Origin of the sequence: Salinispirillum sp. LH 10-3-1 (assembly GCF_030643825.1) — a bacterium.
Taxonomy (GTDB): Bacteria; Pseudomonadota; Gammaproteobacteria; order Pseudomonadales; family Natronospirillaceae; genus Salinispirillum.
Map to the genome: position 1 here is coordinate 1,156,951 of NZ_CP101717.1, position 24,903 is coordinate 1,181,853.

The following is a 24,903-nucleotide window of genomic DNA, read 5'->3' on the forward strand; positions in this document are numbered from 1 at the left end:
GATGTGACTGCCCTAGGCCACTTGTCGTTGCTGCGTTACCGCACGTACGGGGCGAATCCATGGTCTGCCTGTTGCGCTGTCGAGGTCGCAGCTGACCTGCAAACCACCAAATACGCGTGCGATTCTGTCTGGCGTCAGTGTCTGGATAGGGCCTCCATCGGCCACCAAGAGTCCGTCTTGTAGCATCCAAACTCGGTCGGCGAATTGCGCGGCGAGGTTCATATCATGCACCACTGCCAATACACCAATACGCTGGTGGGTCAGGCTTAGCGCCAGTTCAAACACCTTTTGTTGATGCAAGGGGTCGAGACTGGCGGTGGTTTCATCCAAGAACAGATAGCGCGGCTCTGTTTGATCGAAGGGCCAAAGCTGGGCCAGTACTCGCGCTAATTGGACGCGCTGCTGTTCGCCTCCAGACAATGATGGGTAAGGGCGGTCCGCCAAATGGAGGGTTTCCGTCAACAACATGCATTCGCGCACCGCGTGGCGAGTCTGCGCGCTATTTTCTGGCACGGGCATGCGCCCCATCGCCACCACATCGGCAGACGGGAAAGGGAAGTCCAATTGCACTTTTTGTGGCATCACGGCACGGATACGGGCAAGTGTTGCATGCCGCATAGCGGCCAGCGGCTGTTCTTGTAGAGTCACGTGACCAGCATGGGCCGGCAGATCGCCACAGAGCGCACTGAGCAGGGTAGACTTGCCTGCGCCATTACAACCCACCACACAGACCAGTTCGCCGGGCATCAAGGCACAGTGAATGGCCTGCAGAATGTCACGATTGTGTAGGCGTACAGTTAGATTTTCAGCTTTAATCATCTGGCTTCTCAATGTCTATACGGATTCAATGTAGGCGGCTCTGGCGCCCCTGATTCAGCAGCAACCAAAGAAAGAATGGGCTACCCAATAAAGCGGTGATGATCCCTATCGGGATTTCCGCTGGTGCGGCGATGGTGCGAGCAATGAGGTCGGCGCCGATCAATAGCATGGCGCCACTCAGGGCACAGGCGGGCAATAGGATACGATGGTCCGGGCCCAGCCAGAGGCGCATCAGGTGCGGAATAACCAAACCGACAAAGCCAATCATGCCCGCAGCTGCGACCGATGCACCCACCGCAAGCGCGGCCAGGGCAATGACGCCTTTCTTGATACGCTGCGCGTTCATACCTAAATGTTGTGCCACGTTTTCACCCAGCAGAATCGCATTTAATGCATTACTGAAATAGGGAATGACAAATAACGCCAGAAGAATCCACGGCAGCACACTGAACAGCGTAGGCCAAGTTGCACCACCTAGGCTACCCATGCTCCAAAAGGTCAACGAGCGCAATTGAACATCATCCGCCAAGTAGGTAAGCACGCCGCTGATGGCTCCAGTCAGTGCGCCAATTGCAATGCCAGCCAGCAACAGAGTGTGGATTCGGGTGATGCCTGCCATGGTGGAGATGCGGTAGATCAGTGCCGTGGTAATCAGTCCGCCGATAAAGGCCGCTATGGGAAGGGCTACCAGTTGAAACTGCGCCAAGGCGCCGACCAGAATGAGATCACCCAGAACAATCATGGTGATCGCCGCTAAGGCTGAACCACTGGATACACCAATCAAACCGGGGTCGGCCAGCGGGTTGCGAAAGACCGCTTGGATGGCTGCGCCCGCCACGGCCAGTCCGGCACCAATACAACCCGCCAGCAATACACGCGGCAGACGCAGTTGCCAAATAATCAAATGGTCGGCGGCCGTATGAGCGTTGCTGGACACGCCGGGGAAGGCTGACCATAAACTACTGAGTACGGCCCGAGCAGGAATGGCTGCCGCGCCAAACATCAGCCCTCCCAGTACAGCCAGCATTAGCCCGGCGATTAACAGACCGAACTGAATCTGTACGCGCGTCCACTTCGGTGTGTCGGTATCTGACTCGCTGGCTAATGGCGTTGATGCGGAATAAAGCGGGGTCGTCATGGTGTGGCCTGCAATAACGCTGATAGGCCTGCGATGGAGTCACCTAGACGCGGCCCAAACTGCAGCCAGTCGGTGTGATCTACCGAATACACTTGCCCCTTTGTCACCGCAGGCGTTAACGCCAGCGCGGGGTGACGAATTACGCCATCCAGTGCCCCTTCAGCGTGTGACACTAGGATGATATCAGGGGCTGCCATCAAGGCAGCTTCGTTGGTCAGCGGCTTGTAGCCCGGAAACTCGGTAAACGCATTGCGTGCCCCAACGAGCTCAATCAGTGCATGCGCTCGCGTATCCTGCCCACTGACCATAAAACCCCGGCCCCCCGCATTCAGCACAAACATGATGCGCGTCTCGGGTGGCAACTGGTAGGCTGCCGAAGAGATCTGCGCGTGTACACGTTGCATCAAGGCCGCAGACTCCGTCGGCAAGCCCACCAGTTCGCCCACCTGTTCGATCAACGCCAAGGTACCGCTGGCCGAATACTCGACTTCCAAAAGGGCAATGGGTAAACCAGCCTGCTGAAGTTGATTCAGCACATTCGTCGGACCAGCATCCTGTGTGGTCAACAGCAAGTCTGGTTGCAGCGACAGAATGCCCTCGGCAGAGAGCGCACGCAGGTAGCCGACGTTGGGCAACGCTTGGGCGCTCGCCGGATAGACGCTGGTGGTGTCGACGCCAACGATCCGGTCTTCCACTCCTAAGGCATACAGAATCTCCGTCAGCGCACCATCAGCCACCACAATGCGCTGTGGGCCGCCCTGAGCCCACAGTGGCGTGGCCAGCATAACGCTCACAACGAGCAGCATTAGCTTATGCAGATGCATGGACGGTCTCCTTGTCGGGTGTTGGCAATTGCTCCGTCAGAGCCCGCCATTCGGCTAGCTCGGGCTCGCCTTCGTGACGCTCGCCGAACAACTGCAAAATGGAATTGCCGTGGGCGTCGAAGGCCTCCAAGGTTGTGACCAATCCATCGCCTGTTGGTCGTGTAATGACCCACGCTTGGGCGATGCCAGCGGTGTTCAGGTGCAGGTTGAAACTAGGATCAAGAACGTTAAACCACGGGCCAGTGCGCAGCAGCCGATCCGGCACGCCGGTATGGATTTGTACAATGTCCCCGTTGCTGACAAAGGTCATGATGGAAAGCTGTTGTTCTTTGGCTTGGGTCAAGGCCAGTTCAATGGCATCAGAGGACACTTCACGCACCCATTCATTGCCAGCGTATTGCACTGCGGTGAGGCGACCGACTTCGAAATCGCGCAGTAATTGATTGAACTGGTGGATGTCACGCAACGCTCCCCAGCGCTCGCGTAATCGAGCGGCCTCGTCGTGACTCAGTATTACTTTTTGGGTCTCTGGGCTGGCAGGCGCAACCGTCTCGGTTTGGCTTTGATCTTCCGCGACATAGCGTGACACCAATTTCGCCCAGGCGTCCATGTCAGTGTCGGGGCGCGTGAACAGCTTGAAGCTGGCGCTCCCTTGCGCATTGAAGAACTGAATGCTTTCACGTGCATCCGTCTTGCTGAAGAAGGCTTTAGTCCAACGAAAGGCAAACAGGCGCTGGTCTTGCGCACCAAGAAACAACCGTACCGGTCCATTTCCACTCAGCTTGCCAAAGCTGCCGATGGTTTCATGCACCGCGTGTTCGTTACGTACCAAGGCCATCAGCGGCCCGACGCTGTGTAACTCAGCCAATAGGTCATAAGGTGCACACACCAGCCGCGTGACTTGCTCTTCCGCCTGGCTGTGTTGCTGGCCGCACAGGGTAGCCAGCAACTCCACCTCACTCACACTGAGTAAGGCAGCGGCATTACGAATGCGCAGGCCAGATTGTTGTTCACGCAACATGGCCCAGCGTTCCGCCAGTGTGGTGACTTGAGCCTGTGGAGTGGAAACCGCGGGTGAAAACGCACGTGACAATGTCGTCATAGTAAATTCCTTTCGTCCGGTTGTTTTAAATACGTATGAGAAGTATTATCATTTGCATTAAATAATTCAAGCATTGATTTTTACTTCGCGCAAATGCGGGACGTAAACCGAGAAAGGACGAGATGTATTCATGCGTGTAATTCCAATGGTAATCGCAGGTTTATTGATTCTGGCGAATGGTTTGGGGGCCAGTGAGCGGCTTGGCCCGCTCGTCGTCACCGGGACGCGGACGGCAAAAAGTGTCGCCGAGTCCCCAGTGAAAGTTGATGTGCTGACCCGTGAAGATTTGGCGGCGACCCAGCCCATAACCGTTGCTGAAGCATTGCAACACGTGTCCGGGCTGCAACTGAGCAGTATTCACGGCCGAGAAGGTCAGCAGGTGAGTTTGCAGGGGATGTCCGGTGATCAAGTTCTGGTGCTGGTGGATGGTCGGCCGATCACGGCTTCAACCGGTTCGACGGTCAACCTGTCGACCCTGAGTACGCAAAATATTGAGCGCATTGAAATTGTGCGCGGTGCGACTTCGGCACTGTACGGCAGCGACGCGATGGGGGGTGTGGTCAACATCATTACCCGGCAGCCTGAACGGCCTGAGCTCGTGGTGCGCTGGCAGGGGCGCAACTTCGAACGGCAGAACACCAACAAGGCATGGCTTGGTGTGTTGGCTGACCAGTCACTGGGCGCCTCGATGGGTTGGCGCAATGAGCGCTGGTCGTCCGCCACTGATGTTACGTACCGCTTGAGCACCGGCTCGGACCGCGATGCCGCCAGCTACACTCAGGATACCTTCACGGGGCGTCGCATCAGCCTGGCTCACACTATGGGCTATCACTGGACAGATGGCGCCCTATTGTTCGATACCACGGGCTATTTCACCGACCTCTACCGTCCCGTCAGTCAGAACGGCACCGCCTTCCGCTACACCGACGACACACAGCAGATTGCGGTGGGGGCTGAGCTGCGTAACCGCTTTGGCGCGCTGGCAAGTACCACGCAGCTAAAAGGAGAGTGGTTTGACCAGACCACCACGCAAAATGCGGTGTTCACCGACAGGGTAGAGCAAACCCGCAACGGTGTTATGCACAGTGGATTCTTTGCCCAACAATGGGATTTACAGGCGGGAGAACACTTGCTAACGCTGGGGGGCGATTATCGCTTGAACACGCTCACCCAAACGCAGACCAAGGAGGCGTTGGATGGCACCTCCTCAACTCAGGTCGAAGTCGACGACAAACAGCAACAGTCCGCTGCGCTCTATGTGCAAGACGACTTCTTTCTGACCGATACCTTGGAGTTGTTGCCGGGCTTACGCGCCCAGTGGGATGACGGCTTCGGCTTTTTCGCAGCCCCCAAATTCAATCTACGCTGGGACCCAGACGCTCTGCAGCAACCGAGCTTCGATGGGCATGTACGCGCCGGGCTGGGGTTGGGTTATCGAGTGCCTAATCTTAAGGAGCGTTATTACTTCTTTGATCACGCCCAGTTTGGCTACCGTGTGGAAGGTAATCCGGACTTATCTCCCGAGCGGAATCTGTCTTGGCAGTTGGGCTTGAAGTTAGAGGGAGGGCGATGGGATCTGGACATCAGCGGATTCCTAAATCAGGCGCAGCAGTTGATCGTTACGGAACAAGACGACGAACTGAGCCTGCAAGAGGGGCTTGATGTGTACCGTTATCAAAACGTTGAGCGCGCCGAGCTAATGGGCATTGATGTGGAATTCACGCGCCAGCTTGGCAGCGCACCGCATCGGGTCAGTGTGGCCTACAACGGGTTGCACGCTGTGGACACGGACAGTGGTTTGTATTTACCGGGGCGCACGCCGCATATGATCACGGCCAGTGTGGATCTGCGCTTGCATCGGTATTGGCAATGGCACACGTCAGCGCGTTACCGCAGCAACACCTGGTCAAATCGAGAAAATACCATAGAAACACCGGCGTGGATTGACCTCGATACCACCCTGCATTTTACACCCTACGCTCAGTCGCGCTTCTACGTGCGCGGCGTCAACTTGTTCAACCAATATCAGCCCATTCACGCCGAGCAGGACTTGCGGCCATTAACAGGGCGCCAGTGGGTGCTCGGCACGGAACTTCGACTTTTTTAACAAAAGGATACTTTAACCATGACTGTGAACAATACCTTGGGGCTACGAGCGGTTGGCGTACTGCTGGCCTCGGCTACATTAACGGCGTGTTTGCCCGAAGAAGATGCACCAAACAGAAATGACGGCGACGATGACCGCTTTATGTCGATTCTGGTAGACGCCTCCAGTAATGCCGCTTTTCAGGGTGTGAACTTGGTGACGGGTGAGACGACGACGGACCTCGAAGGAGACGACTGGCACATCGCCTTACGGCGCTATAACGGCGTCATTTTGAACGGAGGTTTGGTCGCGGGCAGTGGGTCAGTCAGTGCAGCCCTTGCACACGAGCAATCGGACTTCTACGACGGCTCAGGTGATCCTATTGCCAGTACTTTCATCAATGCAACCGCAGAGGGCTATTTGGCCGATCTGTTGTACCCTTATGAAACCCACGACTTGGCGTTTGCGGGGGAGGCGTTTTTGCCGGCGTTTGGTGGTTGGCAGCAGTGGTCGACGTACAATCACCCAAGTGGCGGTTACGTGTACCCGAACAACCATCGTTATTGGGTGCTGCGCAGTTCCACCGGTGATCAATTTGCCGTCCGCCTGACCGGTACTGAGGCTTTGTTTTGGACACGCGACAGCAGCGCAGAGTTTGATGGCGCGGAAATCCAGCTCGGTGTTACGCCAATGTCGGCCAATGGCTCATTCAATTTGGGCAACGAAGCAACCGTCACCGCCCCCTTGGGTGTGGCGCGCGGTTCGGTTTATATCGATTTGGACAACCTAAGCTTTACCACAACAGAGCAGGGCGGTTGGGACATTGAGTATCGGGTGGTCACTTCGACCAGCGGCTTTGGCTCCGGTGGCATAGGCGAATTGCGCCTGAACGGTGGCGTCACGGGAGACGCGGGTGTGGCTTTACAAGGGCCTTATACACAACAAGAGATCGAAGCCTTGGATGCATCCGGCTTCTACAGCTTCGGCTTTGTTAGTGACGCGTCGGGTAATGCTTTTGCTGAAAATGAATGGTTTGTTTACGGTATACCGGGCTATGGGTCAGGGCACTCGCTGGCGCCTAACTTCCGAGTGTTTGCGGTAGACTTGGATGGCGACAGCGCGACTACGGATGATGTCTACATGGTGCAGGCGGTTAATTACTATCATCCCGATGCTGGCACCAGTGGTTACATCACCTTGCGAGTACGGCAGCTCGACTGATGAACTCACCGGTGGACATGGCAGAGGCGAAGACGCCCGGCCGATCACGGCTGAACGTAGCATTGTTCTGGTCTCTGCTCGGGCATGCTGTGGCTGCCGGGGTGGTGTGGCAGTACAGTGGCACTTCGCCGCTGGCGGTGCCACACCACCTATCTCCACCCGTCCAAGTGGTTCAGCTGCGCACGGAAGCGCCGCCGCCAGCCGCTGTGCCGGTGGACTGGACCGCTGAACCGGCGGTGACTGCGGAGCAGGGCTGGCTGTTGCCAAGCCCTGCGCCATCCGAGGAAGAGATCGCCGAGGTTCATGAGTCGATCGAGTCCAGGGAACCGCCAGCACTTGCCGATCCAATTGAGCGCACTGAAACGGACGCCGCACGAGAGCAGGCCGACACCATAGCAGACGCTGTGCCTGAAAAGATCGCTCCGGACCCGCCAGAGTCAAGCATTGAACATGCACACAACGAGCCGCTTGAAACTTACGCGGAGCAGCATGATAGGGCAGGGAGTGATGGCACTGAGCACGATACTGTGGATGTGGCGTGGGACCACACCATGGCCGCTGTGGTGGACGACGTAATGGCGACCTATCGCGCTGAATTGCAACGTGCTTTGCGCCGCGTGCAAACCTATCCGCGCCGTGCACAACGGCTCAATCTTGAGGGTGTTGCCCATGTGCGCTTTCACATTGACGCCGCTGAGGGCATCACCGCTGCAGAACTGGTGGTTTCTAGTGGTCATAGGGTATTGGATGATGCGGCGCGCACCATGTTGAGTTCGTTGACCGAATTACCGACTTTTCCAGCAGAATTGCAGGCTCGACAGATCCATGCTTTGAGCTTTGAGGTCCCCATTGAGTATCGCTTGAATTAGTCGATAGGGTTCCAACAGTGATCCGATGCGCTATAGTGCGCTGTAATTACCTCCACTGCTCACTACGCCTGCGGGGACTCATGCGCTTATTCAAACACGCAACATTGTTCGGTGTTGTAACTATCTCCTCATGGTCGGCGGTTCAAGCGTCCGACTTCATTATCTTGCCCGTCGTCGGCAGTCAGCCGGATACCGGATTACAATTGGGCGTTGCAGCCTTTTGGGAGAGCTCTCCAGAGCCCGATTCACTGGCGGCATCTGTATTTTTTATTGGTACCGCAAACAACCAGCAAGCGTTAGCGCTCGGTTTGCGTACGCCCGGCTTTATCGAAGGAAAGCAAGATGCCTTTGACTTTGGGGTACGCATTAGCCGTTTCCCTAATGAGTTCTATGGCTATCAAGCGGAGTACATAGAAAACGGTGAAAAATACGACGACCTGTCACTAGAGCTACGGGCTGGTTGGTCGTACCCGTTGAACGATGTTTGGCGAGTCGGGGGCACCTTAATTACGGCATGGGCTGACATCGAATTTGAAAACCCTAATGACCCGTTGTTGAGCAATGCTGCTTGGACCGAAGGGGGGCAGGTTCAAGCGATTGAATTGTCCGTCACGCGGGACACGCGCGATGATCTGAGCTGGCCAACCGGTGGTACCTTCGCGGAAAATACCGTGACGCTGGGCCGCTCGGATGATGCCGGGGTGTATTACACTACCTCAAAAAGCGGCGCAGTGTACTGGCAATCGCCCTTCCGCGTGATTCTGGCGTTGGGTGGACAGGTGCAGCACGCGTCAGCCGACACCCCCTTTGTTTACATGCCTACCCTCAACGGCAGTCAGTGGATGCGTGGCGTTGTGGACGGCCAGTATCGTCATCAATCCACCATCACCAGTCAACTGGAAGCACGCATTCCGCTGACGCGGCGCTTTGCCTCGTCGGTGTTTGTACATGCCGGGCAAGTGGGCGAAGCGCCCGCCGATTGGCTGGATACTGATCTTAAAACAGGCTTTGGTACTGGCCTGCGCTATTCCATCAGTGACGAGCGGCGTTTGAATATCCGGGTCGATCTAGGGTGGGTGGACGGTCGCAGCGGCGTGGTCATCAACTTTGGCGAGGCATTCTGAAGACCGGTATATCGGTGCTGCGACCCTGACTTAGTCAAACGATAAGCCTGACTCACGGCGCAAATGCGTTAAGGCTTCCTGCTCTAACTGGCGTGCCCGTTCACGACTGATTCCTAATTGGTCGGCTATCTCGCGGTAGCCGACGCTGTCTCTTTGGTCTACGCCATAGCGCAGCAGCAACACCTGCCTTAAACGCTCAGGCAGGCTGCGCAGTATTTCGGCCACCAAACGTTTATTGTCGACGGCCTCGTGCGGTTGGCGCGAAGAAGCGTGGTGGGCGTCCAGATTTATCTGTAAATCCGGATCATCCAGCGACAGGTTGTCGCGAAACAATGACGGCATATCGCTGGTGTCACCGTTCTCTAATTGCGTCTTATGATCCTGATAGGCCTTGGTGATGGCGCTCAAAGGGGTGCGTACCGTCTGTGTCTTCTGTTTCAGCGCCAGCTTGATTGCTTGCTCAATCCAGAAATGCGCATACGTAGAAAAACGATAAGCTTTTCGCGGGTCGAAGAGGTCCACGGCGCGGATCAGGCCGACGTTCCCTTCCATGATCAGATCACCGTATTCCAATGAATAGTTCGGGCGCCGATGCACTTGGCGAATAATAAGCCGTTGGTTGTGTAGCAGTATGCGTTGACGTACAGCCTGTAAGACCTTGTAACGCCGTCGTAAAACGGGGTTTGCCGTCAGCTGAGGCCGCTGCACCTCTAGCCAATGAGCGATGTTGTCATTCTCGGTGAACCAAAAGGGCTGGTCGTCCTGAACCACGGCGTTGAGCCGGATGCGACACCGTTGCAAATAGCCTTCTTTTTTACCCGACCAGCATTGTAGTCGCACAACGCCACGCAGCAGCGACCACAGCAGGCGCTTCTGCTCATCATGGGGCAGGGCAGGATAATCATTAGCGATGTTTGAGTACCAAGCAGTGCGATCGTTTTTCATTAGATTCTGAACCAATTACCTTTATAGGTACGTATGAGAAGAACGTGACAAAAGATCACTTATTTCTCATTAATTGGATTGAAACCGAGACATGGCCGAGACACTTTATTTCAGTATGGCGGAAGCCAGCCGTAGAACCAGTGTAGCGCCTGCAACCTTGCGCAAGTGGGCAGCTCGCTATGACATTGACGCTAGCCATCGTTCTGCAGGAGGTCATCGCCTGTATTCTGAGACAGACCTAGAGCGTTTGCGTTTGGTATCACAATTAAAGTCACGCGGTTGGGCGTTGGCGGACCTAGCAAATTTGGATATTGCTGAGTTACGCAGCATGAACCCTTTGGATACCAAAGCGGACCTCCCAGGCAGCGTGTCGTTTTGCGGTATTCGCGTGGTGAGTGATTTTGCCTCTTGGTTTGGTCCGCGCGCGCGCATTCTGGAAGAGGTGGATGTTTCTTTGGCAACGGGTGTGTTGGTATGGGAGGTTGGGTCACTGAGTGATCAGCATGTGACACGAGCCCAGCGCTTAACCCGGTCGGGCGTGCCGGTGTTGTTGGTTTACCATTATGCATTGAACCGCCGTTTGCAGCAGTTGGCAGCGCAGGGTATCGAATCGGTATCAGGGCCATTGACGTGGTCTACGTTGATGCGTTGGCTATTGGGGCAAAGCCCGCAAAGTTCGTTCAGTGATGCGGAGTTGGTCCATTGGGCTAATACGCAGCCCGAATTGGAATGTGAATGCCCGCGACATGTGGCAACTATTTTGATTCAGCTGCGGGAGTTTGCGAAGTACAGTCAGCAGTGCAGTTTGGACAGCCCGGCACAGGGCGAGCTGCATCAGCGATTGTTTCATTGGACGCAGGCGGCGCAGTTGCCGTTGGAAGAAGCGCTGCGCGCGGTAATTGAAGAAGAGTCTTAGTGGGTAACGAGAAGGGCTCTCGGGGTATGCCTCCCGCGCTCCACGGCAGGCCTGAGAGTCGCGCTTTGAGGCATACACCCTGTGCCCTTCGGATAGATTACCGGTGAGCACTCTTCTTTAGAGCTGTTATAGGGCGGAAGAGTGCAGCTTTATATCCAGGGATGGATGGTATGCGGGTAACGCACGACGGCATGGATGCCGGAGGTAGAGCAATGCAGGAGCAACGCCGAGGACGCAGTTACCCCGTCATCCGCCAGCCCCCTGCGCGAATCATTCGGCCAGGGGGCTGGGCCTCCTACAACGCGTCAATACGCGCGCGTTGCTCGCTCAACTGACCCAAAGAGACCGAAATGGCGTCGGCCTTTTCTTGCTCTTTCGCCACCACGTCAGCCGGGGCCTTGGCGGTGAACTTTTCGTTACTCAGTTTGCCTTGAATACGCACCAGTTCTTTTTCTGCTTTTTCGATCTCTTTGTTCAAGCGCGCGCGTTCAGCGGCCACGTCGATCAAGCCTGCCATAGGTACGAGTACGCGCATTTCGCCCACCAACTGCGTCGCCGATAACGGCGCTTCGTCTTCTGAGCTCAACCAACTAATACTTTCCAGCTTTGCCAGTTTCTGCAAGAACGTACGGTTTTCGTCTAGGCGACGCTGATCTTCTGCGTTGCCGTTTTGCAGCAACAACGGAATGGGTTTATTCGGGGAAATGTTCATTTCGCCGCGAATGTTACGCACACCGACAATCACGTTACGCACCCAGTCCAAGTCGGCTTCTGCGGCGAGGTCGATCTTGTGCTCTTCCGGCTGCGGATAGGGTTCCAGCATGATGCTGTCACCAGACTTGCCAGACAACGGCTTGATCGACTGCCAAATTTCTTCCGAAATGAACGGCATGATGGGGTGCGCCAAACGCAGAATGGCATCCAACACGCGAATCAAGGTGCGGCGAGAACCACGCAACTGCGCCGCGGTGGAAAGCTCGTCCCAGAAAATCGGCTTGCTCAGTTCCAAATACCAGTCGCAGTATTCGTTCCATACAAAGTCGTACAGCACCTGGCTGGCCAAGTCGAAGCGGTATTGCGTGAAGTGGCGGTTCATGTCGGCTTCGGTGCGCTGCAGGCGTGAGATGATCCAGCGATCCGCCAGCGACAGAGCCACGTCTGCATCGGAATCGAACTGGCCGCAATCCAACGGCGAGCCGTCTTCGTCCAAGGTGTTCATTTCTACGTAGCGCGCCGCGTTCCACAATTTGTTGCAGAAGTTGCGGTAGCCTTCTAAACGCTTAACGTCGAACTTGATGTCGCGGCCGTTTGAGGCCAACGAGGTCAAGGTAAAGCGCAGTGCGTCTGTACCTGAAGGCTCAAAACCATCCGGGAACGACTGACGGGTGGCTTTTTCGATCTTGGCCGCCAGCTTGGGTTGCATCAGGCCGCTGGTGCGTTTTGCCACTAAGGCTTCGATGTCGATGCCGTGGATCAAGTCCAACGGGTCGATGACGTTGCCTTTCGACTTCGACATTTTCTGCCCGTTTTCGTCGCGGATAAGGCCGGTTACATACACGGTATGGAAGGGCACCTGTGGTGTGCCGTCTTCGTTCTTCATGAAGTGCAGGGTCATCATGATCATCCGGGCGACCCAGAAGAAGATGATGTCGAAACCGGTAACCAGCACGCTCGAAGGGTGGAAGGTCGCCAGTTCGGGTGTTTTTTCCGGCCAGCCCAGCGTAGAGAACGTCCACAACGCAGAACTGAACCAGGTGTCCAGAACGTCTTCGTCTTGGCGCAGCGTTACGCTGTCGGCCAAGCCGTGTTTCGCACGCACTTCGGCTTCATCGCGGCCGACATACACCGCGCCGGACTCGTCGTACCACGCAGGAATCTGATGCCCCCACCACAGTTGACGTGAAATACACCAATCCTGAATGTCGCGCATCCAAGAGAAATAGGTGTTCTCCCATTGCTTGGGCACAAATTGAATCGCGCCGTCTTCAACCGCCTTAATAGAAGGGCCCGCGAGCTTTTTGGCGTCCACGTACCACTGGTCGGTTAACCACGGCTCAACGGCAACGCCAGAGCGGTCACCTTTCGGTACTTGCAAGGTATGGTCTTTGACTTCGGCCAAGAGCCCAGCAGAGTCAAACGCAGCGACGATCAATTTACGGGCGTCGTACCGGTCGAGGCCAGCGTATTCGGCGGGCAATGAGGTATCAAAATCGGCCCACTCGGTGCCGTCGTACTGAAACGCCTGAGCGGCAGCGAGCACGCAGGCGTTTTCGTCAAAAATATTCACCAAGGCGACGTTGTGACGCTTGCCCACTTGGTAGTCGTTGAAGTCGTGGGCGGGGGTGATCTTCACGCAGCCCGAACCGAATTCCATATCGACGTAATCGTCAGCGATGATGGGAATGCGGCGACCAACCAGTGGCAGGTCAACGAATTTACCGATTAATGATGCATAGCGTTCATCTTTCGGGTGCACTGCAACGGCGGTATCACCCAACATGGTTTCCGGGCGAGTGGTCGCTACCACCAGGTACGTTTGGCCGTCGGCGGTCTTTGCGCCGTCTGCCAATGGATAGCGGAAGTGCCACAGGTGGCCTTGCTCTTCTTTGTTCTCAACTTCTAAGTCGGAAATCGCCGTGTGCAGTTTCGGGTCCCAGTTGACGAGGCGTTTGCCGCGATAAATCAGGCCTTCTTCGTGCAAACGCACGAACACTTCGCGTACCGCGTTGGACAGGCCGTCGTCCATGGTGAAGCGCTCACGCGACCAATCGACAGAATCACCCAGTTGGCGCATTTGTTCGGTGATGGTGCCGCCTGACTTGGCTTTCCATTCCCAGATTTTATCGATGAAGGTTTCGCGGCCCAGCTCGTGGCGTTTGATGCCTTGCTCGGCCAGTTGGCGTTCAACCACCATCTGGGTGGCGATACCGGCATGGTCGGTGCCTGGCTGCCACAAGGTGTTGCTGCCCATCATGCGCTGATAGCGGGTTAAAGCGTCCATGATGGTGTGCTGAAAAGCATGCCCCATGTGCAGACTGCCGGTGACATTGGGTGGGGGAATCATGATGCTGAACGCATCGCCTTGGCCGGATGGCGCAAAGTAGTTCTTATCTTCCCAATGTTGGTAGTGTTTCTGCTCAATGTCCTGCGGACGATACGTCTTATCCATGGGGTTCCGACTGTCAGTAGATGGGTGAAAATTGAATGCGAGAAGTATAACCGGAATTGCCGTGCCGGTGCACTCCTACACCCGGTGGTTCTGCAACGGATAACCGCGCTCCTGGTAAAATTTGTAATGCGCTCGTTTGGCGACTTTGAGTGCCTCCTCTTCAAAAACCACTTCAATCAAGCGCTTAAAACGAGAAAAAGAGCTGGGTTGTTGATGCGACAAATTGATCATCACATCGTGGTGCGTGCCGCAGTCAACCGAGCTGGTGATGTTCACGGGCGCTTCGCCGTCCGCCAGTAGGCCATGTGGCACAAAGGATTCAGGACGATACGACCACAGCAGTTCGTTGAGCGTATCCGCCCAAACCTCATCACAATGAATCAGCACCTGATGTCCCGAGCGCCAGGCTTTTTCGGCCAAGCGACAGACGTACAGCGCCGCGTCGTCGAACTGGTTGGCGCTCAAAATATGGAAATCGACTTTGGTCATGGAGTGGTGACATAGGGCTGAAAACGAGGGCTAAGGATACCTGTCGAATGCGCCGGAGTGAAGTAGGGCAGGTGCTTGCACCTGCCGGACAGGATGCTCTACACGGTAAAGCGTCTGCCCTACAGATCGCGCAGATACTTATACACCGTATTCCGACTAACGCCTGCGGCTTTGGCCGTGCGTGTCACGTTTTTTCCATTGGCCAGATACAACTGCGGAATCAAAATTGCAGGGTCGGTCACGGGCATGGCTTGTACTGGGCTTGTGGTTGGGGGCGCTTCGGGTGCGGTCGGATACGGAATGCTTCCGACCTCTGGTAAGTCTTCATAGAAATCCGCTGGTAAATCTTCTGTGCTGAGCGGTTCTCCGTCGGCCATGGCGAGTGCGACTTTCAGGACGTTCACCAGCTGGCGCATATTACCCGGCCATGGATGGCGAAACAGCATCGCTTGAATGTCAGGTGGTAGCTCTGCGTCATTGTCCGAGCGCAGGCGTGAATAGACATAACGAATTAAGGCTTCTTTGTCGTGTCGGGTGCGCAGCGGTGGCAGCTCCAGACTCAGGCCGGTAATGCGGTAGTACAGGTCTTGGCGGAAATTGCCCAATTCCACTTCTTCTTTCAGGTTGCGGTTGGTGGCCGAAATCAGCTTGATGTCGACAGGAAACACCTCGCTGGAACCCAGTGGCGTCACCACCCGCTCTTGTAACACGCGCAACAATCGCGACTGCACGTTCATCGGCATCTCGCCTATTTCGTCCAAAAACAAGGTGCCCTTGTGTGCCCGTCGAATTAGCCCGACTGAGCCCTTGGTATGCGCGCCCGTAAAAGCCCCTTTCTCATAACCAAACAATTCCGATTCGACCAGTTCTGTAGGGATTGAAGCGCAGTTTACCGCGACGAGATTCTCGGTGCGACGGCTGCTGTGGTAATGCAACGAACGGACAAAGATTTCTTTACCCGCACCGGTTTCCCCACGAATCAGGATGGGAATGTCTTTCTCAATGATTTTGCGCGCTTGGTTCAATACCTGCTTAACGCGTGTATCGCCGTGTTCGAGTTCGTCATAGGGTATTACATCGTCCGGTATTGCTGGTTGTGCGGTCGGCGCACGATAGTTCGGGTCGTTGCGAAAGTCCGGCACGGTCAACTTAGGGGCCATGGGCGGATTGACTTTAACCCACACGCGAAAGCGCTCTAAAACCCGCAACGACAGTGGCATGCTGGGCGGCTGCTGACGAATTTCGCGCATCGTACAGCCAAAAACGGCTTCCACATTCAGTAACGCTAGGTCGTGTGCCAATACCGCCGAGGCTCGGCGGTTGGCTGATACGATGGTGCCGTTTTCGTCCAACACCACCAAGCCTGACCAATGGCTTTCCAGGCTGCCGATGTTGGTGTTGAACGCCAAGATGTAGTGTTCCCGCTCAAACGCCGCATGTATAAGCTGGTTTTCCACGGTCAACGACATCAGCTTGACCATGCCCAAGGTATGGTCTTGCGGTAGGTAGGCGTCGGAGGAAATATCCAATACCCCGACTAATTCCTTGCGGGTGTCGAAAATTGGAGATGCAGCACCCACCATGTAGCGATTAGCGCGCAAAAAGTGCTCATCGCGGCTGACCTGTATGGCTTGTCCGCTGGCAAGGGCCGTACCAATGGCGTTGGTGCCCACGCCGACTTCTTGCCAACGATGGCCGGGCACTAAGCCGTGTTCACCGCGACTGCGAAAACGATTAGCCCCCCAAGTGTTCAGCACATGCCCTTGGCGGTCCGCTAGAACAATGACACAGGCCGAGTTCGACAGGATGTTTTCATAGTAGGGTAAAACCTCGTTTTCAGTGGTTTTAACAAGGTCATGATGTTCTTCGATCAGCGAGCTGACTTGACCCGCACGCACATCTCCGTAGTCCGGCTTAGTGCTGTGTGACAAACCAAAAGATTCGCAGCGATACCAGGATGCCTCAATCAGTTCCTTATGCGAAGGCTCCTGCTCTGTGGTGCTTGATAACGAATCTACAGGCTCTGTGGGTTGAGTGTCGGGATCAATCATACGGTTACTTCTTATTGTATTTGTTATGCACTCGAATAGGCGTCGAGGTGTGTAGTTGTACTACAAGTGTTCAGTGTTGAACAGTATGAATTGTTCACTGTTAACACTTTTGAACAAAAATGAACGTTCATTAATTTTCGATTGGACGGTCATGACTGTGCATAAAAATCGATAAATTCTATATAAAACAACATATTAAGAATAATATTCAAAAATGTTCGGTAGTTGGCATGTAAGTTGTATTGATATCCGCAAGCCACGTTGGTCGTGAGACGCGACACAGCAGTGGCACGATAAAAATAACAAGTGGGTATGAGAAACATGTCTTTAATTCTGGAAAACGTCAGTCGAGTCGTTGACGGGCAAGACTGGATCACCGACGTCAGCCTGACCCTTGAGCCTGGTTCCTTCAATGTGTTGCTTGGCCGTACCTTGGCAGGCAAAACGACCTTGATGCGTTTGATGGCGGGGTTGGATCGCCCTACGCGAGGGCGAGTGCTGATGAACGGCGTCGATGTTACCGGCGTGTCAGTGCGCGATCGCAACCTCTCAATGGTATATCAACAGTTTATTAACTATCCCAATTTGACCGTGTACGACAACATAGCGTCACCACTCAAGTTGGCCAAAATGCCAACGAAAGTCATTCATGAGCGTGTGCGTGAAACCGCGAGTATGTTGCACATTGAAAATCTGCTCGATCGTTATCCTATGGAGTTATCAGGTGGGCAGCAGCAGCGTACCGCCATGGCTCGTGCCTTGGTTAAGGATGCGCAGCTGATTTTATTCGATGAGCCTTTGGTAAACCTCGACTACAAATTGCGTGAAGAGCTGCGCGAAGAACTGCGTGCCCTGTTTAAAGTGCGTAATTGCATCGCCGTGTACGCCACCACCGAACCAAACGAAGCCTTAGCGCTGGGCGGTTACACCGCTGTTATGCACGAAGGTCGATTGTTGCAATACGGCAAAACGCCGGATGTCTATCATCGCCCGACCGATATCGTGACCGCCGAAATGTTCTCTGAGCCACCGATCAATGTGGTCAAAGGGCAGGTTTCGGAAACGGAAGTGACCTTCGATGACACCGTGCATTTTCAGCTGAATGCCGATTTACGCAATTTGGAGCCTGGCCAATATAACTTTGGTGTGCGCGCCTCTCACATTGGCTTGGTGCCACACGCCGACGACGATTTGGAGTTGCCGGTGACGGTGGATTTGGCCGAAATCAGCGGCTCTGAAACCTTCCTGCATGTGCGCAACGATCATTTCAATTTGGTGTTACACCTGTCGGGTGTACACGAATATCACGTCGACGAAAAGATCAAAGTGTACTTCCCCACGCACAAACTCTATGCCTTCGACCTCGATGGCAAATTCGTGCACGGCCCGCGCCGTCTGGTAGGAGCATGACATGGCACAAATAACGTTAAATGCATTGGCGCACAGCTATTCGCCAAACCCGACCAGCGATGCGGATTACGCCATTCGGCAAATGCAGCACGTCTGGGAGCAGGGGGGGGCATATGCGCTGCTAGGCCCCTCAGGCTGCGGTAAGTCGACGTTGCTCAACATTATTTCCGGGCTGTTGGCACCCTCTAACGGAGAAGTGCTGTTTGACGACACCATTGTTAACGACCTGCCACCGGAAGAACGCAATATTGCGCAGGTTTTCCAGTTCCCAGTGATCTACGACACCATGACGGTGTTCGACAATTTGGCGTTCCCATTGCGCAACATGAAAGTGCCTGAACACAAGGTAACGCCGAAGGTACATGAAGTCGCCGATATTCTGGATTTGACCAAATTACTGAAGCGCAAGGCCAAAAACCTGACCGCAGATGAAAAGCAAAAGGTGTCCATGGGCCGGGGTTTGGTGCGCGACGACGTATCCGCCATTCTGTTTGACGAGCCGCTGACAGTAATCGACCCACAATTGAAGTGGAAACTGCGTCGCAAGCTCAAGCAAATTCACGAGCAATTCAACATCACCATGGTGTACGTCACCCACGATCAGCTCGAAGCCTCTACGTTCGCCGACAAAATTGCGCTGATGTATGAAGGTCAAATTGTACAGTTTGGTTCGCCCCGTGAGCTGTTTGAAAACCCAGCCCATACCTTTGTTGGTTACTTCATTGGTAGCCCCGGCATGAACTTTCTGGACGTGTCGTTGAGCGATGAGGGCTTCGATTTCAATGGCTTGGTCATTCCGGCACCCAATGCTGTGCTTTCCACGGTGCGCCGCATGGGCTCCGGTAACATCAAAATCGGAATTCGTCCTGAGTTTGTGCATGTGTGGGATGACAAAAACGATGAAGCCTATGAGGTAGACGTTAAGGACATAGAAGACCTTGGCACCTACCGCATCATGTCGTTTGTGTTTCGTGGCGTCACCATGAAGGCCCGCTTGCACGAAGACCAAAAACTGCCCGAGCGTAAAGCGTGGATCAGTTTCCCCGAACAATGGATCAAAGTGTATGTCGACGAATTCCTGGTGGAGGTGACCAATGAACAAGATTGAGAGCAATAAAGGCTGGCTGTTTGTTCTGCCAGTATTCGTCATCGTCGCGTTCTCCGCCATCATTCCGTTGATGACCGTGGTGAACTACTCCGTACAGGATGTGTTCGATACTAACACGCGCTTTTTTACCGGCACCGAATGGTATCGGGAAATGCTGAATAACCCGAACTTGCGCAGTGCCTTAGGGCGTCAGTTCGCGTTCTCTTTCACCATTTTGCTGATTCAGGTGCCCTTGGGCATCGGTGTTGCCTTGCTGATGCCAAAGAAGGGGGCTGCTGCTTCTTGGAGTCTGGTTTTGGTTGCCTTGCCATTGCTGATTCCGCTGAACGTGGTGGGTACTATCTGGCAGATCTTCAGCCGTGGTGATATCGGTTTGATGGGCTGGGGGCTGCGGGAAATGGGCTATGCGTACAACATATCGCGCAGTCCGGTTGACGCTTGGGCCACCATCATCCTGATGGACGTCTGGCACTGGACGCCCTTGATTGCCTTGCTGTGCTACAGCGGATTGCGGGCCATTCCAGAAGCCTACTATCAAGCCGCACGCATTGACCGCGCGTCGAAGTGGGCGATCTTCCGTTACATACAGCTGCCTAAGCTGACCAATGTACTGATTATCGGTGTGCTGCTGCGCTTTATGGATTCTTTCATGATTTATGCGGAACCCTTTGTTTTAACGGGCGGTGGGCCAGGCAGCTCGACCACCTTCTTGAGTCAAGCATTGACGGCCATGGCTATCGGCCAGTTCGACATCGGTCCAGCCGCGGCTTTCTCACTCATCTATTTCTTGATCATTTTGCTCGTGAGCTGGGTGTTCTACACCACCATCATGCACATGCAAAAAGACAAGAACGGTATCGAATAAGGGGATGTCCACGTGAGTCAGAATATTCTAACTAATAGCAGTATGGCCGAGGCGGCAAGAGCCTCTGGTCGCATCATCACTCGGCCACAGCGCAAGTCGAAAGACGGCGCTGGCATGAAGTCTCGTTTAGCCTTTGTGGTCTACATCCTGTTTGTGCTCCTGCCAATTTATTGGCTGGTGAACATGTCGTTCAAAACCAATCAGGAAATTCTCAGCACCTTGTCTTTGTGGCCGCAGAATTTCACTTTGGACAACTATCGGAAAATTTTGACCGACCCTAGTTGGTACAAGGGTTATCTGAACTCTATGACCTATGTTGGCATCAACATGGCGATCAGTCTGACCGTTGCATTGCCAGCGGCCTATGCCTTCAGTCGCTACAAGTTCGTGGGTGACAAGCATCTGTTCTTTTGGTTGCTGACCAACCGTATGGCGCCGCCAGCGGTATTTCTGCTGCCGTTCTTTCAGCTGTATTCGTCCATCGGTCTGTTCGACACCCACATCGCAGTAGCACTGGCGCACTGCCTGTTTAACGTACCGCTCGCAGTGTGGATTTTAGAAGGCTTTATGAGCAGCGTGCCGAAGGAAATTGACGAAACGGCGTACATCGATGGCTACAGCTTTCCGAAGTTCTTTATCACGATTTTTATCCCTCTTATCCGCTCCGGCATAGGGGTGACGGCGTTCTTCCTCTTCATGTTCTCGTGGGTGGAACTGCTGTTGGCCCGAACGTTGACGGCCACCAACGCGCAACCCATAGGGGCGATCATGACTCGTACGGTGGGGGCGTCCGGTATTGACTGGGGGGTGCTTGCCGCCGCAGGGGTGCTGACCATCGTGCCTGGTATCTTCGTGATCTATTTCGTCCGTAACCACGTTGCCAAGGGCTTTGCCCTCGGCCGCACCTGATAGGGGAGGTAAGCATTATGAGCTGGATGGTTTGGACGGTACCTACCGCAGGATTCTTCACCGGCATCGCACTGCTGCTGACCGGTATGTCGATCTGGCAATACTTTTCGCCGTCGATCGAGCGCAAGGGTTTGTTGCCCATCAGCACCACGCGCGGTGATCGATTGTTTATTGGTCTATTGACCAGCGCCTACATCCATTTGGCGGTGGTCGGTTTTACCGAGTTTCACGTTTTGGTGGCTACTGGGGTGTCGGCGATCTGGATGATCGCGGTGATGCGCTGGGGCTGACAAAGTAGTAAAGGACTGCAATCGAACGCAAGGAAGCAAACAAAGTAAGCAACGAGGTTAACATGAAAAAAAATAAGACAATGTGCCTTTCTGTGCTCGCTACTGGTTTGATGATGGCGACCGCTCAGGTCAGCGCTCAAACAAACCAGTACCGTGCCGCCGCTGAGCGTTGGGTGGACTCTCAGTTTACTCGCTCGACGCTGTCGCGTGAGGAACAGATTGCGGAAATGGAGTGGTTTATTAAAGCCGCTGAACCGTTCCGTGGTATGGAAATCCGCACTGTGGCTGAAGGTCTGACTACCCACGAGTATGAGGCGAACGTCCTTGCTCGCGCCTTTACTGAAATCACTGGTATCCGTATTACGCACAACATCATCGGTGAGGGTGATCTTGTAGATACCATGCAGACGCAAATGCAATCCGATCGCAATATCTATGATGGCTACATCAATGATTCCGACGCTATCGGTACGCACCTGCGATACGGTAAAACCATCGCCATTTCGGATGCCATGCAAAACGAATGGCGCGACTTTACCAATCCCTATCTGGACTTAGATGATTTCATTGGTATTCAGTATACCACAGGACCGGACGGCAAGATTTACCAGTTGCCTGCACAGCAGTTTGCTAACCTGTATTGGTTCCGTGCTGACTGGTTTGAGCGCGAGGACTTAAAGAATGAGTTCCGTGCCAAATACGGCTATGACCTCGGTGTACCCTTGAACTGGTCAGCGTATGAAGATATCGCTGAGTTTTTCACCGGTCGCAATATCGACGGTCAGACCGTGTACGGTCACATGGATTACGGTCGTCGTGACCCATCACTGGGCTGGCGCTTCCATGACTCATGGTTGTCGATGGCTGGCATGGGGGATTCGGGCGTACCCTTTGGTAATCCGGTGGATGACTGGGGTATTCGAGTCAACGAAAACGGTAACCCTGTGGGTGCCAGCGTAACGCGTGGCGGAGCGACCAACTCGCCCGCTTCGGAGTTCGCTGTACGTAAGATGGTTGAGTGGTTGCGTGATTTTGCGCCACCAGAAGCCCAAGGCATGACCTTCGGTGAGGCTGGCCCAGTACCCGCGCAAGGCAATGTTGCGCAGCAAATTTTCTGGTATACCGCCTTCACCGCTGACATGACAGACCCTGCGTTGCCAGTGACCGATGATCAAGGTAACCCGAAATGGCGCATGGCACCATCACCGGTAGGCCCGTACTGGGACGATGGTATGAAGGTGGGCTACCAAGACGTGGGCTCGTGGACCTTCTTCAACTCCACTCCACAAGATCGCCGCACCGCCGCGTGGTTGTTCGCCCAGTTCACGGTAGCTAAAACCGTATCGCTGGAGAAAACCATCGCTGGTTTGACGCCGATTCGTCGTTCAGATATCGACTCGCCAGAAATGACCGAGCTAGCACCAAAGTTAGGTGGTTTGGTGGAGTTCTATCGCAGCGAAAACGAAAGTATGTGGACGCCAACAGGCACCAACGTACCGGATTATCCGCGCTTGGCACCTCTCTGGTGGCAGAACCTGGCGCCAGCGGTTAGTGGCGAAGTCAGCCCACAGGTAGCCTTGGATAACCTGGCGAATGCCATGGACAACACCATGATGCGTTTGGCGCGGGCGAATGTGTTCTCGCAGTATGAGCCGCGTTTGAACGAGCCTCGTGATCCGGAATACTGGTTCGCCCAGCCCGGCTCACCAAAGCCTCGTCTAGCCAACGAAAAAGTACCTGGCCGCACCATGCCATATGACGAAATGATGCGTGCTTGGGTTGCCGGAGAGTGGACGCCGTCAGGCGACCGCTGACCGCTAAACAGTGGTTGATCGTTCGCTTTCAGCCACTGTTGTGTTCTTACTTGTTTTTTCATTGTGTCCCTTGCCGCCTTAGGGCGGCTTTTTTATGCCCAAGTAAGGGCGGGTTCGATCCAGCAACCAGGTCAGATAAAAATAATTCGGCTGACCCACGAGGTGTGCCATGACGAGTGCCATAGAAAGCTCCAGAGCGATCAGCTCGACAATAACCCAACGCATCAGTGTGCGTTTTAATCTGGTCACCAGCGCTATTGTTTTGCTGCTGCTGACACTTTTTTCTGCCTTCAATTACCGGCAAACAGCGACTGCTCTAACCGAACAATTTGATGCCCAAATCGATTTTGTAGCGTTCCGGTTGCAGCAAAGCATACCGCCCGCTATTTGGAATTTTACCCCCAGCCAAGCACTGCTGATTGTTGATGCCGAAGTAACGGCTAACGTCATTGAAGCAATTTTTGTTTATGACGATGAAGGTGCTTTGATCGTCGGGATGAACCAAGATGCTGTTGGCGATACCCAGGATGTTTCACCAGATAACTATCAACATCGACAACCGGATCGCCAACTTGACCTAGCATGGGGCGATGCCTACGTCGGGCGTGCCGACATCTACACCGATGCATCCCAAATACACCAAGCCTTGCAGAACTCCGTGCTGAACTCTGCGGTGCAAAATACCCTGCTGATTGTGATTTTAATCGGCGCAGTCATTTTGCTGCTTAATCGCTTGGTAACACGCCCTATCAAGGTGTTGGCGGAAGCACTGGACGATATCGCCCAAGGCGATGGTGATCTGACGCGCCGCATCCCCATTCGGCGTCATGATGAGATAGGGCGTCTAGGCGTCAGCTTCAATACCTTTATTGAGAAGATTCGTGACTTGGTGCAAGAAGTGATTGTCGCCGTGAATGAGATGGACAGTGCCATTACCGATACGCAAACCGTGGCCGCGCGCACCAATCAAGGCGTGAAGGCGCAGCGCTTGGAGACCGATCAGGTGGCCGTGGCCATGCAAGAAATGACCGGCACGGCAGAGAGCGTATCGCACAGCGCCAGTGCCGCAGCCGAGGCCGCGCATAATGCAGATATAGAAGGCCAGCGCGCGCGAGAAATAGTGCAACAAGCCATCGACGGCATCAATATCTTGGCCAGCGATATCGACCAAGGCGCGGCAGTGGTTAATTCGTTGGAACAAGAAGTCGCCAGCATCACCACCGTATTGGATGTCATTCGGGGTATCGCTGAGCAAACCAACCTGCTGGCGTTGAACGCCGCCATTGAAGCTGCTAGGGCGGGTGAGCAAGGCCGTGGCTTTGCGGTCGTGGCCGATGAAGTGCGCACGCTCGCCAGTCGCACGCAAGCCAGCACGGAAGAGATCCATAAAATGATCGAACGTTTAGAAAACGGCGCTCAAAAGGCTGTTACCACCATGAACAACAGTTGTACTCAGGGTGCAGCGGCGGTGAAAAAAGCCAGTGGGGCGGACGCTGCGCTGAATGCCGTCTCTGCAGCCATCGCCAGCATTAACGCCATGAACACCCAGATCGCCACTGCTGCAACCGAGCAGACGACCGTGGCGAACGACATCAGCCAAAGCCTGACGCGTATCGTGGATATTGCGGTAACAGCGGAACAGGATACGCAAGAAGTGGATGGGCTAACCCGTGAGCTGTTGCAACGTGCACAGTGCTTACACGGTTTGGTGGGGAATTTTCAGGTCTAGAAAGAAGTAGGGCGGGTGCTTTGCA

The 24,903-nt window shown here is 54.6% G+C and carries 20 protein-coding genes; 12 read left to right on the plus strand and 8 right to left on the minus strand.

Going from position 1 to position 24,903, the window contains the following annotated elements:
• Window positions 1-12: 12 nt before the first annotated feature.
• Genes NFC81_RS05155 through NFC81_RS05170 form a run of 4 tightly spaced genes read right to left on the minus strand, consistent with a single transcriptional unit; the run spans window position 13 to window position 3,883 of the window.
• Window positions 13-819: a heme ABC transporter ATP-binding protein gene (locus tag NFC81_RS05155; protein ID WP_304996467.1), complete on the minus strand. Its 807-nt coding sequence runs from the start codon at window positions 817-819 to the stop codon at window positions 13-15.
• A gap of 25 nt (window positions 820-844) precedes the next feature.
• Window positions 845-1,957, minus strand: a complete 1,113-nt coding sequence (locus NFC81_RS05160; RefSeq protein ID WP_304996468.1) for an iron ABC transporter permease — start codon at window positions 1,955-1,957, stop codon at window positions 845-847.
• Window positions 1,954-2,781 (minus strand): ABC transporter substrate-binding protein, encoded by an 828-nt coding sequence (locus NFC81_RS05165; protein ID WP_304996469.1) that lies wholly within the window; start codon window positions 2,779-2,781, stop codon window positions 1,954-1,956. The genes NFC81_RS05160 and NFC81_RS05165 overlap by 4 nt, the downstream gene beginning before the upstream one ends.
• Window positions 2,768-3,883, minus strand: a complete 1,116-nt coding sequence (locus NFC81_RS05170) for a ChuX/HutX family heme-like substrate-binding protein (RefSeq protein ID WP_304996470.1) — start codon at window positions 3,881-3,883, stop codon at window positions 2,768-2,770. The genes NFC81_RS05165 and NFC81_RS05170 overlap by 14 nt, the downstream gene beginning before the upstream one ends.
• Window positions 3,884-4,013: 130 nt before the next feature.
• Here NFC81_RS05170 and NFC81_RS05175 point away from each other — a divergent pair, with 130 nt between their 5' ends.
• The 4 genes from NFC81_RS05175 (at window position 4,014) to NFC81_RS05190 (ending at window position 9,183) form a co-directional block, all read left to right on the plus strand.
• On the plus strand, window positions 4,014-5,990 hold the full coding sequence (locus NFC81_RS05175) for a TonB-dependent receptor (protein WP_304996471.1): 1,977 nt from the start codon (window positions 4,014-4,016) through the stop codon (window positions 5,988-5,990).
• Between the two features lie 18 nt (window positions 5,991-6,008).
• On the plus strand, window positions 6,009-7,190 hold the full coding sequence (locus NFC81_RS05180) for an HmuY family protein (RefSeq protein WP_304996472.1): 1,182 nt from the start codon (window positions 6,009-6,011) through the stop codon (window positions 7,188-7,190).
• Window positions 7,190-8,059, plus strand: coding sequence for a TonB family protein (locus NFC81_RS05185; protein WP_304996473.1), 870 nt, complete (start codon window positions 7,190-7,192; stop codon window positions 8,057-8,059). The genes NFC81_RS05180 and NFC81_RS05185 overlap by 1 nt, the downstream gene beginning before the upstream one ends.
• An 80-nt stretch (window positions 8,060-8,139) precedes the next feature.
• A complete protein-coding gene (locus NFC81_RS05190; RefSeq protein WP_304996474.1) occupies window positions 8,140-9,183 on the plus strand; it encodes a BamA/TamA family outer membrane protein in 1,044 nt (347 codons plus the stop codon).
• A gap of 30 nt (window positions 9,184-9,213) precedes the next feature.
• Here the strand turns inward: NFC81_RS05190 and NFC81_RS05195 are convergent, their stop codons facing one another.
• The gene (locus NFC81_RS05195) at window positions 9,214-10,128 is read right to left on the minus strand and encodes a sigma-70 family RNA polymerase sigma factor (protein WP_304996475.1); all 915 of its coding nucleotides are present in this window, start codon (window positions 10,126-10,128) and stop codon (window positions 9,214-9,216) included.
• Between the two features lie 91 nt (window positions 10,129-10,219).
• Between NFC81_RS05195 and NFC81_RS05200 the strand changes: the two genes are divergently transcribed.
• Window positions 10,220-11,044 carry a MerR family transcriptional regulator gene (locus NFC81_RS05200; protein WP_304996476.1) on the plus strand — a complete coding sequence of 275 codons (825 nt, stop codon included), beginning with the start codon at window positions 10,220-10,222 and terminating at the stop codon, window positions 11,042-11,044.
• 295 nt (window positions 11,045-11,339) lie between these two features.
• On the opposite strand, the gene NFC81_RS05205 is transcribed toward NFC81_RS05200, so the two are convergent.
• The 3 genes from NFC81_RS05205 to NFC81_RS05215 all read right to left on the minus strand — a co-directional run bounded on the left by NFC81_RS05205 (window position 11,340) and on the right by NFC81_RS05215 (window position 16,753).
• Complete coding sequence (locus NFC81_RS05205; RefSeq protein ID WP_304996477.1) at window positions 11,340-14,213, minus strand: valine--tRNA ligase; 2,874 nt, start codon at window positions 14,211-14,213, stop codon at window positions 11,340-11,342.
• A gap of 75 nt (window positions 14,214-14,288) precedes the next feature.
• Complete coding sequence (locus NFC81_RS05210; protein WP_304996478.1) at window positions 14,289-14,702, minus strand: DNA polymerase III subunit chi; 414 nt, start codon at window positions 14,700-14,702, stop codon at window positions 14,289-14,291.
• 119 nt (window positions 14,703-14,821) lie between these two features.
• Entirely contained in the window at window positions 14,822-16,753 is a 1,932-nt protein-coding gene (locus tag NFC81_RS05215) for a sigma-54-dependent Fis family transcriptional regulator (RefSeq protein ID WP_304996479.1), read from the minus strand.
• 321 nt (window positions 16,754-17,074) lie between these two features.
• Here NFC81_RS05215 and NFC81_RS05220 point away from each other — a divergent pair, with 321 nt between their 5' ends.
• The 7 genes from NFC81_RS05220 to NFC81_RS05250 all read left to right on the plus strand — a co-directional run bounded on the left by NFC81_RS05220 (window position 17,075) and on the right by NFC81_RS05250 (window position 24,878).
• The gene (locus NFC81_RS05220) at window positions 17,075-18,163 is read left to right on the plus strand and encodes an ABC transporter ATP-binding protein (RefSeq protein WP_304996480.1); all 1,089 of its coding nucleotides are present in this window, start codon (window positions 17,075-17,077) and stop codon (window positions 18,161-18,163) included.
• Window position 18,164: 1 nt separating this feature from the next.
• Entirely contained in the window at window positions 18,165-19,271 is a 1,107-nt protein-coding gene (locus tag NFC81_RS05225; protein ID WP_304996481.1) for an ABC transporter ATP-binding protein, read from the plus strand.
• Window positions 19,258-20,136, plus strand: coding sequence for a carbohydrate ABC transporter permease (locus tag NFC81_RS05230; RefSeq protein WP_304996482.1), 879 nt, complete (start codon window positions 19,258-19,260; stop codon window positions 20,134-20,136). Before NFC81_RS05225 ends, NFC81_RS05230 begins: the two co-directional genes overlap by 14 nt.
• Before the next feature lie 114 nt (window positions 20,137-20,250).
• The gene (locus NFC81_RS05235; RefSeq protein WP_304996950.1) at window positions 20,251-21,045 is read left to right on the plus strand and encodes a carbohydrate ABC transporter permease; all 795 of its coding nucleotides are present in this window, start codon (window positions 20,251-20,253) and stop codon (window positions 21,043-21,045) included.
• A 17-nt stretch (window positions 21,046-21,062) separates the two neighbouring features.
• Entirely contained in the window at window positions 21,063-21,335 is a 273-nt protein-coding gene (locus tag NFC81_RS05240; protein WP_304996483.1) for a DUF2160 domain-containing protein, read from the plus strand.
• A gap of 62 nt (window positions 21,336-21,397) precedes the next feature.
• Complete coding sequence (locus NFC81_RS05245) at window positions 21,398-23,149, plus strand: ABC transporter substrate-binding protein (protein ID WP_304996484.1); 1,752 nt, start codon at window positions 21,398-21,400, stop codon at window positions 23,147-23,149.
• Window positions 23,150-23,318: 169 nt separating this feature from the next.
• Window positions 23,319-24,878 (plus strand): methyl-accepting chemotaxis protein, encoded by a 1,560-nt coding sequence (locus tag NFC81_RS05250; protein WP_304996485.1) that lies wholly within the window; start codon window positions 23,319-23,321, stop codon window positions 24,876-24,878.
• Window positions 24,879-24,903: the final 25 nt, after the last annotated feature.

Coding starts and splice junctions, on each gene's coding strand:
- NFC81_RS05155 (WP_304996467.1), bottom strand. CDS start 819: ATGATTAAAGCTGAAAATCTAACTGTACGCCTACACAATCGTGACATT.
- NFC81_RS05160 (WP_304996468.1), bottom strand. CDS start 1,957: ATGACGACCCCGCTTTATTCCGCATCAACGCCATTAGCCAGCGAGTCA.
- NFC81_RS05165 (WP_304996469.1), bottom strand. CDS start 2,781: ATGCATCTGCATAAGCTAATGCTGCTCGTTGTGAGCGTTATGCTGGCC.
- NFC81_RS05170 (WP_304996470.1), bottom strand. CDS start 3,883: ATGACGACATTGTCACGTGCGTTTTCACCCGCGGTTTCCACTCCACAG.
- NFC81_RS05175 (WP_304996471.1), top strand. CDS start 4,014: ATGCGTGTAATTCCAATGGTAATCGCAGGTTTATTGATTCTGGCGAAT.
- NFC81_RS05180 (WP_304996472.1), top strand. CDS start 6,009: ATGACTGTGAACAATACCTTGGGGCTACGAGCGGTTGGCGTACTGCTG.
- NFC81_RS05185 (WP_304996473.1), top strand. CDS start 7,190: ATGAACTCACCGGTGGACATGGCAGAGGCGAAGACGCCCGGCCGATCA.
- NFC81_RS05190 (WP_304996474.1), top strand. CDS start 8,140: ATGCGCTTATTCAAACACGCAACATTGTTCGGTGTTGTAACTATCTCC.
- NFC81_RS05195 (WP_304996475.1), bottom strand. CDS start 10,128: ATGAAAAACGATCGCACTGCTTGGTACTCAAACATCGCTAATGATTAT.
- NFC81_RS05200 (WP_304996476.1), top strand. CDS start 10,220: ATGGCCGAGACACTTTATTTCAGTATGGCGGAAGCCAGCCGTAGAACC.
- NFC81_RS05205 (WP_304996477.1), bottom strand. CDS start 14,213: ATGGATAAGACGTATCGTCCGCAGGACATTGAGCAGAAACACTACCAA.
- NFC81_RS05210 (WP_304996478.1), bottom strand. CDS start 14,702: ATGACCAAAGTCGATTTCCATATTTTGAGCGCCAACCAGTTCGACGAC.
- NFC81_RS05215 (WP_304996479.1), bottom strand. CDS start 16,753: ATGATTGATCCCGACACTCAACCCACAGAGCCTGTAGATTCGTTATCA.
- NFC81_RS05220 (WP_304996480.1), top strand. CDS start 17,075: ATGTCTTTAATTCTGGAAAACGTCAGTCGAGTCGTTGACGGGCAAGAC.
- NFC81_RS05225 (WP_304996481.1), top strand. CDS start 18,165: ATGGCACAAATAACGTTAAATGCATTGGCGCACAGCTATTCGCCAAAC.
- NFC81_RS05230 (WP_304996482.1), top strand. CDS start 19,258: ATGAACAAGATTGAGAGCAATAAAGGCTGGCTGTTTGTTCTGCCAGTA.
- NFC81_RS05235 (WP_304996950.1), top strand. CDS start 20,251: ATGAAGTCTCGTTTAGCCTTTGTGGTCTACATCCTGTTTGTGCTCCTG.
- NFC81_RS05240 (WP_304996483.1), top strand. CDS start 21,063: ATGAGCTGGATGGTTTGGACGGTACCTACCGCAGGATTCTTCACCGGC.
- NFC81_RS05245 (WP_304996484.1), top strand. CDS start 21,398: ATGAAAAAAAATAAGACAATGTGCCTTTCTGTGCTCGCTACTGGTTTG.
- NFC81_RS05250 (WP_304996485.1), top strand. CDS start 23,319: ATGACGAGTGCCATAGAAAGCTCCAGAGCGATCAGCTCGACAATAACC.